Genomic DNA, 14,668 nt, shown 5'->3' on the forward strand with positions numbered 1-14,668 from the left:
ATTGATTGTCCTTTTGGATTTTCTTATTCTATCCTTTTATCGATCTTCTAAATAGATGTTGATTTGTTGTTCGTCATCATAATCCAGTTGATCAGTTTCAAGCATTTCCATTAATTCTATTTTCAAGTCTACAGGAATCTCCCAGAAGCCGTCAATAGATTTGAACAAATCGGCGTCATACTTTTGAAAAATAGGATAAATGTCCAAAAATTCTTCAAAGGACAAGTTTTGTTTTTCGTAATAGTCTTTGACAAAGCCTTGCTCTAGCGCATGTTCTGTAGGAAGGCCAGTTTCTGTGATCAGTTTCTTATCGACCATCGCACGATAGAATTCCCCTTTATCTACAGGTTCTTTCACCGTTTCCGAATAATATTTGATTCCTTGTTCGACTAATGGCGGATAAATAATTTCCATTTCTTGAACCCCCTTGCAGCTTCCAATCGGTTATTCTGTCACTTTGCGTCCTTTATAGTAGCCTTTTAAAGAGACATGATGGCTTCGACGATAATCACCAGTCAACTCGTCAAAAGAAATCTCTGGTTTCGTCAAACTTTGGTGTGTTCGTCGCAAACGTTTTTTTGCTTTCGATGTTTTTCTTGCTGGTACTGCCATAACTTTTTCCTCCTATTTTACCAACTTGCTTTTTTAACTCCTGGGATCAATCCTTGATGTGCCAGTTCTCTAAAAGTGATTCGAGACATGCCAAATTTTCTCATGTAGCCTCGAGGACGTCCATCTGTTTGATCTCTAAGTTTTAAACGATTAGGATTAGACTCTTTGGGCAACTTAGCTAGTCCTTCATAATCATTTGCTGCTTTCAACTCTTGACGTTGTTCACTATATTTATTGATCAAAGCTACTTGCTTATTCATTTTTGCAATTTTTGATTTTTTTGCCACTAATAATCTGCTCCTTTATTTCACTTTATATTGTACAAATCGTAATAATTACGTTTTGAGTAGAGCAACAATACCATTTATTTGTTTGTTTGTCAAAAAAGAAACACTAATAAAAAATACGGGTGAGTGGCCTTGGACTGAGCGTGTGTTTTTGAGAACATTGAAAAAGCTCCCATGACATGTATCACATCCATCACGGTGAGCTTTTTTTATTATTAACTACCTCAAATGTAATTAAACATTTCAGCCATTATATATTGATTTTTTGCAATGCTTTCGTAGGCACTTCGTTTTCTGATACTTCACTCCAGCGCTTTCCTTGTAAACCTTTTGCATCGATTTTACAAGTATCGACCTTACTTTAATTTGTGATCCGCTAATTTTATTTACTGTTTGTTGAGTGTCATCTTCATCGTATCCTTCAAACGTCTAGAGATAATCCTTCCCTTTTTTATCCCCACTACTTGTTTTGACATAGTATTCTTTCACTTCTTTATCAGATAAAAAATTATCCGTTAATGCTTGAAAGCCTTCTGTCTTTGATTCAATAAAAAATGCACCAATTCCTAAAATAAGCGCAATTACTAATAATCCTTTTACTAGTTTTCCCATTATCATTTCCACTTCCCTATTCTTTTTCACTTCCTGTCTAAATTATAAAATAAGGCAATGATCCGAAATCTATTCTTCCTATGTTTAACTTACATTAATGTAATAGAATTTGTTTCTAACCATTGATTTTGAACTAGATAGAATAATGCAATAAAAAAAACCCATAAAATCCAAACTATTCTCGGATTTTACAGGTTATGGGAAAAGAATTACTGCAACCATTGTTTTTGTTAAGCTTTAGTCTATCTTACAACTACCGCATATTTACGTGCATTATAAATATTCTCAAATGTTGCCCGATTTATCCAATAAGAACCACTGATAGGATCAGATACATGGACTTGATTACTTCCTTTATTATATCCATCAAGAGTGACCGCATGATTATTATTCGCTGCGATACCAAAATTCCAATTTCCCCAACGGATTGGCTGAAAGTTGATCGTCACCCAAGCAACAACCGGATGGCCATTTTTGACTTCGTTTAACAACGTACTCATCGAGCTACCTGAAATATTTTGGACATTTCCGTACTTCTTGCCCCACGCCGTCAAAGGTGTAGGATAAATTGCAGAATAAGTCCATGAGTTTTCGACAAATGGGCTGCCGACAAAACCGCTGTTTGGATTACCATTCGGAGATTTAGGAATTGTATTCAAAAATTGAGTCAAACTCCAGTTGGTGATCTTTCCTTTATATTGAAGTGCCTGTAATAAAGAAGCCCCTTCACATCCACTTGGCGCACCCAACGCATATTGGTTGTAATTTTTCACACCCAATAACTTATAGTCCTCTTGATTTTGTTGACCACTGCCAACTGCGTACCAACCAACACCTTCATAGACCCAGCCTTGTTTCGTGATTACTTTTTTCTCGTTTTCATCTAATGTGTAATGGTGCCAGTTCACTCGTTTACTATATAAACGACTGACAGGAATGGCATTCGCTCCTTTATAGGAATACCAACCGATTCCTTCATACTTCCAGCCTTGTTTCGTGATACTATCTCTTTCTTTTGCGTTCAACGTATAAAAATGTTCTCCATTGTAGCGATTGTACAAACGATAGACTGGATCACCACTTGTCGGTGCCTGCCAACCAACACCTTCGTAATTCCAACCAATCCTTCTTAAATGATCTCGTTCACCAGTATCTCTCGTGTAAAAATGCTCCCCACTATGTGGATTGAATAAACGATACATTGGAATCGTTTGCACAGCTGCTCGAAATAATCTTGGAGAACCTTCGATCAATTCCTCTTTTGGCGCTTGCGTGATATCAGCTTCGTTTTTACCAGCTTTTTCCGGCGCTTGCAAAACTACTTCTACTCCATCGACGATTGCAGTTTGTGGTTGCTCTGGTTGAGCTTCTTTTGCTTCACTCGCTTGTACTGGTGGTGTTTGTTGTGTCTCTTGCGCGGGTATCTCTGTTTCTTTCTCTTGACTGACTTCATTCGTTTCTGTACTTTTTATCTGTGGAGCTGCTGACGTTTGAGTCGATTCAGTCGAGGGTTCCATTGTAGACGAATCCTCTGCAAAAACTTGACTCATACCAAACGAACTCGCTAAAATCGCAAGTATCGTGAACCCACAAATCCCCTTAGAAATAAATCCCCTTTTCATCTTTTTCCTCCTCATAAATGAACAAAAAATAGCAATAGATTTTACATAAGATGTTTCCTAAAAATATTATAACGATAGTAATATAAACTCTGATTAAATTATACATGAATCTATTTTTTTGTCCGAATGATTTGTTTAATCTATTTGAGAACCAAAGGAAGCATACGCTAATTTCATTTAGTAAAAGTAGATGGAGCTAAGGTAGAAATGAATGAATCGTATCATTTAGAATATGAGGGTTTCCAATGTTGGCGAACTTATATTATTATGAATGCGCCCATCCTTTATAACAATTGCTCTGGAAGATTGACTGGCAAGCTCTAGATCATGAGTCAACATAACGATTGTCTTTCCTTTGCTTACTAATTCTTTAAGTACTTCCATAATAAGGATACGTGAGTGAGTATCTAATGCGCTAGTAGGTTCATCTAAAAACAATATTTCTGGATCTGCTAATATTGTGCGCCCAATTGCAACTTTTTGTTGTTCACCACCCGAAAGAGCATCAATAGGCTGGTGTAAATCCGCTTTTAATTCCAATCGTTCTGCCAAAGTATCGACATTTCCTCTTTTTATTTTGTGCCCATTCAATGTTCCTGGGAGTACCATATTATCGTAGGCTGACAATGAAGGTATGAGTTGAAAATCTTGAAAAATAAAACCAATTTTTTTACGACGAAACTTTGCTAATTTCGCTGCACTCCATCCATATGGTGATTAACCATCAATTAACACCTCTCCTTTTGTAGGAGGTAATAAGCTAGAAATACAATGAAGCAACGTTGTTTTTCCTGAACCAGAAGGTCCTACGATCGATACAAACTCTTGTTGCTTTACTTCAAAAGAAATATCAGTCAGCACTTGTAAAAGATTTCCTTTCGCAAGCTGTATCTCTTTTTTTAATTCGTTTATTGAAATAACTATCTCTCTCATCGATATTAACCTCCATAAAATCATTCTAGTTTATAAATCAAACTCTCATACAAAACTGTAGGACGCAAACTACTCATTGATAGTAGAAGGATCTCCCAATTCAGCAATTTCTTTCCTTCTTTCAATCTGAATTAATTACTTTCTTATGTTTGATTCAATTAAAACAATCTATTCTTTTAGTATATTAATAAATCTACTCGACATACTTTTTTAACGTATAGTGCTCAAACCAATAAATTGCAATAAAACATAAACCGAATATTAGAAAAGCGCCTAACGATAATAGGAGATTAACCGACCAATTTGCCTTAAAAATATTGCCACCACCCAGATAGGTCACTCTTAGCAGTGGAATCGCAAACAATATTGTTCCAATGAAGGTAATTATTATTGAAATGAATGAAACTGAACTGATTTCAATGATTCTCATTTTAAAAATCCAATCTGGTGTACATCCAGTATAAAAATAATTTTAAGGTTCAACTTTTGTTTTTATTCTAAAAAGGCAAATTGACACAATTACATTTGCTAAACTAATGAGTATTGGCGCCCCGAATACAAAAATAAGGTTGATGATCAAATCTGAGATATAAGAACTATCATTTGTTCCATCAATTAGTAGTTTAGTGTTGAGAAACAAAGCTATAAAATTCCTAACTAGCACAGTAATGATGCTGACTGGACGAATTAATTTTATTAATTCTTCTATATTGTATTGTATATTGTAAAGTGCAGTGCGGATCATCGGATTCTTTGTCATTTTTGGTACCCCAACAATTCTATGTACTATCCCTCGAAATATGGGACGAATCAAAAAATTCATAGTAATCAGTACAGACAACCACAGAAGAAGCAATAAATTCATCGAGTTACTCATACTTCGAGTATATTCTTTTATTAAAGTTGGATCAGGAACATTTTTTAAATATAAATATATTGTTGCCCCTACGCTCACTAGTGATGCAAGTATTCCCAAAAATTTGCCGCTATTCTTAATTTTAATAAACGCTCTGTTGGAAGAAAGGCTCCCCTTTCTTTTCTTATAATTTTTAAGACAATAACGCATACATGTATATAGAATAATTGCTAGTTGGATCAATATCACAACAAAAACAACATTCCATGAGAATTGAAGCGGGATATGTACAAGAGAATCTTTAGCAGAACTCGAAGGTAAGGTGGTCAAAAAAAGCTGTGAAGCTTTTAAGGAAAAGCCGCTCCCAATAACAGCTCCAATCATACCAATTACTAACATTTGTCCAGTCATCACCAAACTGATTTGAGCAGGAGAAGCTCCTAAAAGAAGCAATATGTCATTTGTTCCATCAAAAAAGTCTATACACTGTTTCATTGCATTGATAGTCAATAAAAAAAACATTACTATCCCTATTACTATTGGTAACTGCATAAAAACACCATAATCAACTGAACTGTTAAGATCAGCCCTACTTAAAGCATTTAATATCACAAAAGCAGTGCTAAATATTAATCCAGAAACAATAAAAATAGGTAGGATGGATAGCCAAATTTTCCAATGCTGTAAAAATTGCTTTAAAATCAACTTAAACATTTATCTGTTGCCTCCTCATTTAACATATCTAAATTTAAGGTAGCATAAGAAAATTGTAGTAACAATTAGACTTTAGCCTTATTATGTATAAAAATTAAGTAATCAATCTAAAAAATACGCATCAAGAACCTACTATGTTTTAGCTATTCTAATAGAATGCTTGGATAGCTAACAATTATCTTAAGATATTAAAGCGAAACCCTTAAAGTGATAGAAGTCATTACCTTTTCAAATGAAGGATCTTGCTTCAACATGGAAAAACGTTGTTTTCCAGAAAAAAAGACAGAAAGAAATTCTCCACTTCTTTCTGTCATAATTATTCTAATATTCCTCTTAACCAACATCATTTGACAAAGAACTAAGTTTTTTTGCAATAGCCTATTAGGCTATTTCTTCGGTTCATCCTCGTCCATCTTCAGAACAGCCATGAAGGCTTCTTTTCGCAATAATCTAACTGTACTATTCTCTATTAATCTAAGATAGTCTCTAAGCTTCTAGTATTAAAGGTTATAAAGGAACTAAATAATCTCTTCTATCTTTAGGTCATTTCAAAACACCTGAGAAAACCTCAGTCATCGGTGGCAAAATGGTGGCAATATTTTTTTGCTGCATTATTAAAAATAGTAACAAAAACTTTATCACGATCTTTCCATTTCCATCATTATCTTACCAATTTCATTTTCAATTCTATCTAGAACTCTTTGTATTTCAGATCTAACATTGTAAATATCTTCAATATACTGTTGCGCTGTATAATTATCTGGTATTTTATTATCAATAGGACTAGGATCTTTAATTTCTAACAACCCTAATATTTGGTCGGGATACATATCAATTACCTTAAATTTCAAAGAAGATGCGTATAACCAAGATATTTTAATAGAAGGAAAGACACAATTATGGTTTAAATTTGATCCTTCGAATAGATTTATCAAAGATTTTTATAAAGTATGGGATTCAGAAGTTTTCTTTTTAGCAATCGAAGAAAGCTTATTAATCAATCTCTACTATTCTAATAAGAACTACTTTAAAATTCCGGCAGCAAAAACCAGAATGAACCTAGATGCCTATTTTTTATTTGATGTAGTGACAAATGTTCCAGATGTTAGAGCAAAACATAAACGATTTGACTATGTAAAGTATACTTTTGTTGATCCTGAAAAATACAAAGATTAAAGTAGGCTACCTAAAAAGGTAGCCCGGAACGGATTTTATCACCATACTTATGAAAGGAGATATTTTTTAAGTTAGTATTAAGATTGTGTAATATGATGATATCTATATTTTATAGTATCAGTGCTATAAAATCAAAAATAAGTCACTAATTAACTATCACTCCAATTATAAGCCTTTTTTCTCACTTTTTTTCAAAAATATGGTATGCTTTTTAATGGCTTCAAATATAAAAGAGTTTAAAGCGTAACACACTTATGGGGGAGTGGTTTTTGGGGAACGCTTTAAACTCTTCTTTATTATTATCTCACAGCAGGCTTAAAAGGTCTATGGATTAAGTTATGTAAAAAAGTGCCTCTTTAAACGTCCTAAAATCCAAACAAGGATAGCATAATATACACTATCGTTGATCCAGAAAACAGGTAAATAAATTTTGCAAAAGCAATAAGTTAAAAACATTACAAAAAAGACAAGGATATCACATCAAGAAAAAATGTTTTGAAAATATCTTTGCCTTTTTGTATTATATCTATATTAAATAATCAATCACAACACACTAACTAATTTATATATTTAATTTGTTGTTTTTCTATAATTGGATAACTAATTAACTTATGACTATCTAAGTCTTCTTTATTCATATCAATTGCAGTAATTTGACTGTCTTCATATGTTCGATAATAATAGATTCCTTTATCAACATTGCAACAAGAAGAATAAATTGTATATTCATATTTTCCATCACCAACATCACACAAACCTTTTTGTTGTTCTACTGAACCTAAGATATGGAAAAATTGACTAATACTTTCTGACTCTGAATCTCCAGATACAGAATTCAGCTTCGTAAAAGTCGCTTTAACAAAACGAGATACTGAGGATAAATCTCCAGGCAAGCCTATCCCTCCCATACCGCGGCTATAGGCATTCAAACTTATTTGATTTGAAAAATTATTTTTAGGAGTTTCACTCGATAAGACACGATAATTGTTTAAATTAAATAATTGATAGTCAAATGAAGGATTATTGGTAAGAACGCCCACAGGGTTATCATATATATGAAGTCCATCTTTCATACTTTCAATGACAATTGATTTTTCTTTATCAGCTAATAGCCAATGTAAAGGGGATAAAGGAAGTTCGTCACTATAATTTATATTTGCTAAATTGATATTTTTTAACAATTTTTTAGCTTCTCCTACTGTTGAGCATTGTCCTAAAATCCAAGGAATAAATTCAAAAGGAGATACATTGTCTTTCCCTTCTTGTATTTCTTTATAATCAGCATACCCAGAAAAATTTAGTCCAGCCATACTCAATCCTTTTTCATTTGTCGCATCGTAATAAAGAGGGTAGTCAGCTATACCAGCGGCAATACCAATCATTGCATAATGAGTATCCAAATCATTTACCTTTCGAAAATTCAACTTATAATTTCTTGGAGTAATAGTGACTACTTCATTGTAAGATATTTCATAATCAAAATTTCTTCCAAAATAATGATCACTTGTTACATAAGTAATAGACGTACACATAGTTTATTCCTCCTAAATATTTTTCTGTCCACGTTCATATTACTCCAAAGTTTTCCTCATTCCAAAAGAAAAGCACAGAATACACAAAGAAGCGTTTTTATTTGTATAAACTATATCAAAGTTCTATACTTAAATTATCAAATAAAAAGGACGTGAAGATAAATGTCAAATTTAGAAAAAAAAGAAGAAAAAGTTGTAAACAAAATTGTTTCTGTTGTCAATAAACTGGATAAAGAGTTAGACGAACTTGATACATTATCTGAAAATCCAGAAAAAAAACATAACCTAAAAAAATGGTTAGTTGAACGAAAGGCTATTCATGAAATTAAAAAAGTTCTTCATGAAGCTGATAAATATGAAAAATATGATGAAAAAGAACTTGATAAAGAATTTAAAGAAATCAATGACTTATTACTCTGATCTATTAAACGACTCATTATGAGTCGTTTTTTTATACAAAGAAACTATCTGGAGGTAATCCAAATATAAATATTGATTGTAGTACAAAAAAGAAGCGTCCGAAGACGCTTCGCTGTTTAAATGCGTAAAAAGATTGGGAAATTGATTCATCAGCTATTACGACTATTATTATAATCTCATCCTATAAAAAATCAATACTAAAAAACTATTCTTTCGAGTAGCTCTGAACAGATGTCATCATAACTTATGAAGGAAATAGACATAAGATTGTGTATAAAAAAATAACCACCCGAAGGTGGCTGAAGAAAGCTTTTATTTACATAAATACTCTTCTAAATAATTTTAACACAGAACTAACTTAATTACTATATGTACCCTGTAGGACTCAACCTACGACCGGACGGTTATGAGCCGTCTGCTCTAACCAATTGAGCTAAAGGTACGAGAAGCCATCACAACTACTGCAAACAAAAAGAATGGACATAGACTAGATAATAATGGTTTTCATTCTTTGTTGTGATGGCACATTAATTATTACACATTTAATAGCAAAAAACTAGATTGTACTTATTCTTTGTAAAATATATTATTTTATGCTATTATTTCCAAGTCATAAAAAGAAAAAAGCTTCAGATACTTATCTTTTTGGGGAAAGACTCTAGGGTGAGGGAGTATCTGAAGCTTTTTTCTATGTTTATTATCTCACATAGTTATTTTTTAGTCTATTATTTGCTTAATTTTTTATATTATAATAATTTTATTTGCTCCTTAATTAGTAACAAACTACTCTAAATTGCTAGCAATAATTACGGTATCTAGCTTAAAATAAAAAAACACCTCAAATGAGGTGTTTAAAGTTCAACATTATTTTACAATATTTACTGCTTGAGGGCCACGTTGACCTTCTTCAATATCATAAGTAACTGCTTGGCCTTCATCTAAGGACTTGAAGCCTTCTCCCTGGATCGCTGAGAAATGTGCAAATACGTCATTTCCATCTTCTCCAGTGATAAATCCAAAACCTTTGTCTGAGTTAAACCATTTTACTGTACCGTTATTCATATATATTTCCTCCTGATACGTATATAATACGTGTTTTGTTGCAATTAATATTACTTTGTAAAAGGAGTTTTTATAGTGTGAATATATCGCTCAGATTACGTTTCAAATTAGATTACTTGTTTAGTATAACACGAATGTAATGGTAACACAAGGCTAACACGATTTAATATAAAGAACTATATTTAAGCATTTAGAAGAGTTAATTGCAGAACGAAAATACAAATACAATACTGATTAAAATTAAATAAAAAAACCACCTTTTGGAGGTGGCCCACAAGGGACGGCGTACTTACATTACGCTTAATAATTATTATCGTATTCCTTGTGTCGGCAGTGCGAAATTAATTCGCCTGTAAGTTAATCATAAAGTAACTATCTGCTAAATGCAATAGTTATGCTTAAAAAAATTTAGCTTATTTTTTAAGGCAACCTCATACAAGAATGTTCCGGTATATTTCTCATTTCTCTGTTATCAATCTTGAACGATGTCCATAATCTGTTTGCCAATATATCACTAGCTTGTATCAAATAATTATGTTTAGAATCGCAATAAGACACATTTATTTCTAACTTACCTTTCCAAATAGGTTCATAAAATACACCATAATTAAAATTATGAACACCATTTTTTAGTTCTTCATATACTGATTCCTCAAAATTATAATAGCCATTACTTGCAGTGGCTTGCTCATCCACACAGATACATAGCTTTAAGTCGTCCTCTGGATTCAATAATCCTCTATTTATCAGCAACTTAATTTTTTCTTTGACCAGTCTTTTTAATACATAATCTTTATATCTGTGTATTGATTTTTTATGATCTAAAATATTTGACTGTACCCTTTTGATATCAACTGTTAATCCCATACTATGTTCGTTTTTTAAAACCCTGTATAATTCGTATTTTTCACTTTTATCTAAATAACAAGCTTTTAATTCTTCTCTGTTACCTCGTTTGGTTTGGATTCGTTGAACCACTTTTTTATATTTTCTTTTTGCAATTTCTTTATTATCCTTGCCAATGAATGCGTATCCAGCGTAGACAAAAAATCTATTAGGTGCATTCCTATGCAAGACGCCTGAATCATCAAAAAATAAATGTAATTCTTCCAACAGCCGCTTCTCCGATCATTTGTTATAAATATATGTTAATTTTACATCTTAGCCGTCTTTATAACAATAACTAAAATTGCAGATGTAGCCTAATTATATGTACTGCCCCTCAACTGATGTGCACCCCAAAAGTTAGACTAGAAATCTAATTAAAAGGGGTGCTTTTTTTGCGGAAATATACATTTGATTTTAAGAAAAAAGTAGTTTCAGACTATTTAAATAACGAAGGCGGCTACAAATATCTTGCACATAAATATCAAATAAATCGTACACTGGTTAGACATTGGGTAAGGATTTATAACTATCATGGTTGGGAAGGCTTGGTTGGAGGTGGCAAAAGCTACACTACAAAATTTAAACTTGATGTTATAGAATATATGGAAACAAATGGTCTTTCTATCCAAGAAACTGCTAAAAAATTTAATATCGGTTCAAATAGAACTCTAAGTAAATGGATAGAGCAATATGAAGAAGACGGTTCTTCTTCACTTGAGAGCCAAAAAAGGGGCAGAAAAATTAGTATGAATTCCAAGCTAAACATTCCTAAAAAACTTAAAGATGAGTCTCTTGAAGAAGAAGTTATTCGTTTAAGAGCAGAGAACGCATATTTAAAAAAGTTAGAAACCTTGATTCAAGAACAAGATTTGAGCAAGAAGAAATCAAGGTTAAAACAATCCTTCAGCTCAAAAAAGAATTTAAATTGAATCTATTACTTTCAATTGCACAATTAGCGAAGTCAACTTATTATTACTGGGTAAAAAAATTAGATAAGCCAGATAAATATAGCAAGATTAAGCAAGAAATTACAGCGATTGTAAAAGAATCAAGAAACTCTTATGGTTATCGTAGAGTCACTTTAGCGTTAAAGATGAAAGGATATACAATCAATCATAAAACAGTTAGAAAATTAATGTCCCAAATGGGACTTACCTGTCAAATCCGAATAAAGCGATATAAATCTTATAAAGGAACAGTAGGAAAAATTGCCAAGAATGTGTTAAAACGAAATTTTTCAGTAGATACACCCAATAAAAAATGGGTGACAGACGTCACTGAATTCAAGATAAAAGGAAGAAAAATCTATCTATCTCCTATACTTGATTTATTTAACGGAGAAATAATTAGTTATAGTATATCAACTAGTCCAACATATAAACTGATTGAAGAAATGCTTCAACAAGCAATTAAAAAAAAGGGAACTGAGGGTTCACTGATTCTACATTCAGATCAAGGATGGCAGTATCAGATGCCACAATATCAAAAAAAATTAAAAGAGAATAACATTATTCAAAGCATGTCTAGAAAAGGAAATTGCTTAGATAATTCTGTAATAGAAAATTTTTTTGGTGTGCTTAAATCAGAGTTTTTTTATCGAGAAAAATTCCGATCAATTGAGACATTTCAAAGTAAATTAAATGAGTATATTAGATGGTATAATAACAAAAGAATAAAACTAAAGTTAAATGGACTATCTCCAGTAGAATATCGGAAACAGTCCATTAAATAGTTCAACTTTTGGGGTTCAGTTCACAACGAGGGGCCATTTTTTATCGTTGCGGAATATTTAAATACCAGCGTTTATCATGAAAATCTTGTGCTCCGCCTTTAGTGTTCCCTTCTGGATCATTCGTTGCCCGCATCATTACATAGACTTTCTTATTAGGAAAATTACGCATATTGAAAGATACATGATAACCAACATTTCCAGAAGTATTATAAGCTTGGTTTACATCTGGTCTATAAATTCCATCAGCTCTTACTCGAGCTAATTCTTTCCCAGTATTGTAATCCATAATGAAGATATACTCGTATTTATAGTTAGCAATATGCCATCCAGCTACATGCAAGTTTGCGTTTTCGATTTCTCCGAACTGATCAATGTGGGCGTAATTTGTTCCATCTGTCAGCGTAGAATTTGCAGCACCTGCTCGAGTTGGATCAATTACTGGTTTATCATCTGAAGTAGTTGGATTTTCATCGGTAAATCCATGAGCTAAATCATATGCTAATTTTTCTTTACTTACGCCCATTTCAGAAAGATAACCGTAAGGATCTGTATGATCGCCCCAAATATTTTGCGTTACCCATAAATGCGATTTGATTCCTGGTTGGTTATAAGGCGTGTCCAATGTTAGTGGAATACCATATTTTATTGCTGAATCTCTAGCCAATTCAACGTATGCCTTGTAGTTTTTCTCAAACGTCGCTTTATCATGTGTGTGTTGTAACTCAATCTGCACGGGACTGTTAGCATTAGCATACGAACCAGCACCGTACTGTACATAACCAGGTTGTCCAACTTGGTAAACAATTCCACCGTCTCCCACAATATAAGCAGTATAAGCACTAGTCCATGAACGTTGCATATACTGCGCTTCATTGCGCCCTGTTGCTGTTTCATTAGCCGTTTCATGCAGTAAAATGTACTGATTATTTGCTACTTGTGAGCTACCTTCGTTTGGGCCCAAATTAAATTCATTGTTAATCGTATAGGCAAACCCATTAATTGGCAATAAAAAAAGAGCCGTTAATAGGCTCATCACAGTAATAGTAATTTTCTTTTTCATTTGTTTCCTCCTATTTTTTCAAATTATAAGCCGACACACCAGTGATAACGCCTAAAAATGTTGCTGCTGCATTGATAGTCAGCACTGTCATATCTGTTCCATTCCATCCATACGCTTTGCCTAGTGTTGCAACTAATACAGATGTAGCTGGTAAAACTGTTAAAACTGTCCATTTAATGACTTGATAATACTTATCGGGTAAAATCATTTCTTCTTAACTCCTTTCTTTTTTACCGAGATCTTTCTCTAAATAAAGTTTTAATTTGTTGTGTGTGTTCTACCAATTTTTCTGCATGTGTATCTAATCTTTCATCGTGTTTCTTTAGTTCTTCATGAATCATCAATCGATCTGATTTGCTCGATTCTAAATCTTTAGTCAGCAAATCTAAATTGTGACTTACTTTTGAAAGAGTTTCAGTAATCTTCGAGAAAGATGCAGTAATTGGTTTTATTACTAATAAAATCAAAGAAACAATCGCAGTAATTGATCCTGCGATTGTTCCCCATTCTCCTAAATTAATCATGTGACAACTCCTTTACCTTAAATAAAAACGCATCACTTAAGATGCGCTCTTATCTTTATTAATGATTTTATCTGCTTCTTCGTCTGTAATGCATAGTGGAACGAATAGTCGAACTTGATCGTCAGTAAAACAGCCCCAATCATACATCATTTTCACATCGCTAAAACTAAACATACTACTCACCTCCCTTTGAAGCTGGATTTAGTTGCTCTTTAATTTCTGAAATGTCTTTGCTATTTTGGAACGAAGCAAGCATCATTTTTGAATTGATTTGTGCTAAACTATCCGCTTTTTCTTTCAATGCAGTATTTTCCTGTTTAATTGCTACATTGTTTAGCATGAGTTTGGCGTTGAGCTGTTTTAGATTGTCGTTCTCGTGTTCCAGAGCCTCGTACATCACTTTGAGATTGTTTAAATCGTTGTGATCTAGTGCGTTCGCTAAAACAATCCATTGGTTCAGTTTAGGATCAAACATCTGATCAGCGATTGTTAACGGTTCACCATCAGCTCGAACCCCTTCAAGTGGAGGCTGATCTGTGTAAGGAACGGATACAAGCATATCGTCCAATACTTTTCCTGCGTACTCTCCGCCAGTACGTCCGTATTTCCAAATGTTTTTCATTCGTTTCACTCCTTTA

The 14,668-nt window shown here is 33.0% G+C and carries 17 protein-coding genes, 1 tRNA gene and 1 pseudogene; 3 read left to right on the forward strand and 16 right to left on the reverse strand.

What is annotated here, in order from left to right; genetic code table 11:
- Window positions 1–36: 36 nt before the first annotated feature.
- The 7 genes and pseudogenes from IGJ49_RS07600 to IGJ49_RS07630 form a co-directional block, all read right to left on the reverse strand.
- Complete coding sequence (locus IGJ49_RS07600; protein ID WP_224434756.1) at window positions 37–414, reverse strand: hypothetical protein; 378 nt, start codon at window positions 412–414, stop codon at window positions 37–39.
- 30 nt (window positions 415–444) lie between these two features.
- Entirely contained in the window at window positions 445–612 is a 168-nt protein-coding gene (rpmF, locus tag IGJ49_RS07605; RefSeq protein ID WP_010735347.1) for a 50S ribosomal protein L32, read from the reverse strand.
- A 17-nt stretch (window positions 613–629) separates the two neighbouring features.
- Window positions 630–899, reverse strand: a complete 270-nt coding sequence (gene rpsN, locus IGJ49_RS07610; protein WP_010735346.1) for a 30S ribosomal protein S14 — start codon at window positions 897–899, stop codon at window positions 630–632.
- Between the two features lie 429 nt (window positions 900–1,328).
- Window positions 1,329–1,511 (reverse strand): hypothetical protein, encoded by a 183-nt coding sequence (locus IGJ49_RS07615; RefSeq protein ID WP_023519747.1) that lies wholly within the window; start codon window positions 1,509–1,511, stop codon window positions 1,329–1,331.
- 242 nt (window positions 1,512–1,753) lie between these two features.
- Entirely contained in the window at window positions 1,754–3,133 is a 1,380-nt protein-coding gene (locus tag IGJ49_RS07620; protein ID WP_438722992.1) for a C39 family peptidase, read from the reverse strand.
- 225 nt (window positions 3,134–3,358) lie between these two features.
- A pseudogene (locus IGJ49_RS07625) lies at window positions 3,359–4,066 on the reverse strand (ABC transporter ATP-binding protein).
- A 472-nt stretch (window positions 4,067–4,538) separates the two neighbouring features.
- Complete coding sequence (locus IGJ49_RS07630) at window positions 4,539–5,636, reverse strand: hypothetical protein (protein WP_349519523.1); 1,098 nt, start codon at window positions 5,634–5,636, stop codon at window positions 4,539–4,541.
- Window positions 5,637–6,509: 873 nt separating this feature from the next.
- On the opposite strand from IGJ49_RS07630, the gene IGJ49_RS07635 reads away from it, so the two are divergent.
- Window positions 6,510–6,812: a DUF5960 family protein gene (locus tag IGJ49_RS07635; protein WP_024635286.1), complete on the forward strand. Its 303-nt coding sequence runs from the start codon at window positions 6,510–6,512 to the stop codon at window positions 6,810–6,812.
- A gap of 557 nt (window positions 6,813–7,369) precedes the next feature.
- On the opposite strand, the gene bsh is transcribed toward IGJ49_RS07635, so the two are convergent.
- Window positions 7,370–8,344: a choloylglycine hydrolase gene (gene bsh / locus IGJ49_RS07640; protein WP_002295271.1), complete on the reverse strand. Its 975-nt coding sequence runs from the start codon at window positions 8,342–8,344 to the stop codon at window positions 7,370–7,372.
- A gap of 162 nt (window positions 8,345–8,506) precedes the next feature.
- Between bsh and IGJ49_RS07645 the strand changes: the two genes are divergently transcribed.
- Window positions 8,507–8,764 carry a hypothetical protein gene (locus tag IGJ49_RS07645; RefSeq protein WP_002339958.1) on the forward strand — a complete coding sequence of 86 codons (258 nt, stop codon included), beginning with the start codon at window positions 8,507–8,509 and terminating at the stop codon, window positions 8,762–8,764.
- A gap of 370 nt (window positions 8,765–9,134) precedes the next feature.
- Here the strand turns inward: IGJ49_RS07645 and IGJ49_RS07650 are convergent.
- The 3 genes from IGJ49_RS07650 to IGJ49_RS07660 all read right to left on the reverse strand — a co-directional run bounded on the left by IGJ49_RS07650 (window position 9,135) and on the right by IGJ49_RS07660 (window position 10,939).
- Window positions 9,135–9,207 (reverse strand) — tRNA-Ile (locus IGJ49_RS07650).
- A gap of 421 nt (window positions 9,208–9,628) precedes the next feature.
- A complete protein-coding gene (locus IGJ49_RS07655; RefSeq protein WP_002293041.1) occupies window positions 9,629–9,826 on the reverse strand; it encodes a cold-shock protein in 198 nt (65 codons plus the stop codon).
- A 420-nt stretch (window positions 9,827–10,246) separates the two neighbouring features.
- Window positions 10,247–10,939, reverse strand: a complete 693-nt coding sequence (locus tag IGJ49_RS07660; protein ID WP_002325016.1) for a DUF3800 domain-containing protein — start codon at window positions 10,937–10,939, stop codon at window positions 10,247–10,249.
- Window positions 10,940–11,106: 167 nt separating this feature from the next.
- Between IGJ49_RS07660 and IGJ49_RS07665 the strand changes: the two genes are divergently transcribed.
- A protein-coding gene (locus tag IGJ49_RS07665) for an IS3-like element ISEnfa3 family transposase (protein ID WP_438722996.1) occupies window positions 11,107–12,446 on the forward strand; the annotation gives its coding sequence in 2 pieces (ribosomal slippage) (window positions 11,107–11,548 and window positions 11,548–12,446; 1,341 coding nt in all).
- 40 nt (window positions 12,447–12,486) lie between these two features.
- Here the strand turns inward: IGJ49_RS07665 and IGJ49_RS07670 are convergent.
- The 5 genes from IGJ49_RS07670 to IGJ49_RS07690 are packed head-to-tail and all read right to left on the reverse strand — an operon-like array spanning window position 12,487 to window position 14,652.
- A complete protein-coding gene (locus tag IGJ49_RS07670; RefSeq protein WP_192211727.1) occupies window positions 12,487–13,506 on the reverse strand; it encodes a peptidoglycan recognition protein family protein in 1,020 nt (339 codons plus the stop codon).
- Between the two features lie 10 nt (window positions 13,507–13,516).
- A complete protein-coding gene (locus IGJ49_RS07675) occupies window positions 13,517–13,714 on the reverse strand; it encodes a phage holin (RefSeq protein ID WP_024635096.1) in 198 nt (65 codons plus the stop codon).
- Between the two features lie 22 nt (window positions 13,715–13,736).
- Window positions 13,737–14,030 (reverse strand): hypothetical protein, encoded by a 294-nt coding sequence (locus IGJ49_RS07680; protein WP_086328168.1) that lies wholly within the window; start codon window positions 14,028–14,030, stop codon window positions 13,737–13,739.
- A 36-nt stretch (window positions 14,031–14,066) separates the two neighbouring features.
- Complete coding sequence (locus IGJ49_RS07685; RefSeq protein ID WP_002327992.1) at window positions 14,067–14,204, reverse strand: XkdX family protein; 138 nt, start codon at window positions 14,202–14,204, stop codon at window positions 14,067–14,069.
- A 1-nt stretch (window position 14,205) separates the two neighbouring features.
- Window positions 14,206–14,652: a hypothetical protein gene (locus IGJ49_RS07690; RefSeq protein WP_086328167.1), complete on the reverse strand. Its 447-nt coding sequence runs from the start codon at window positions 14,650–14,652 to the stop codon at window positions 14,206–14,208.
- Window positions 14,653–14,668 lie beyond the last annotated feature (16 nt).

This window comes from Enterococcus sp. AZ171, from assembly GCF_051714005.1.
GTDB lineage: Bacteria > Bacillota > Bacilli > Lactobacillales > Enterococcaceae > Enterococcus_B > Enterococcus_B pernyi.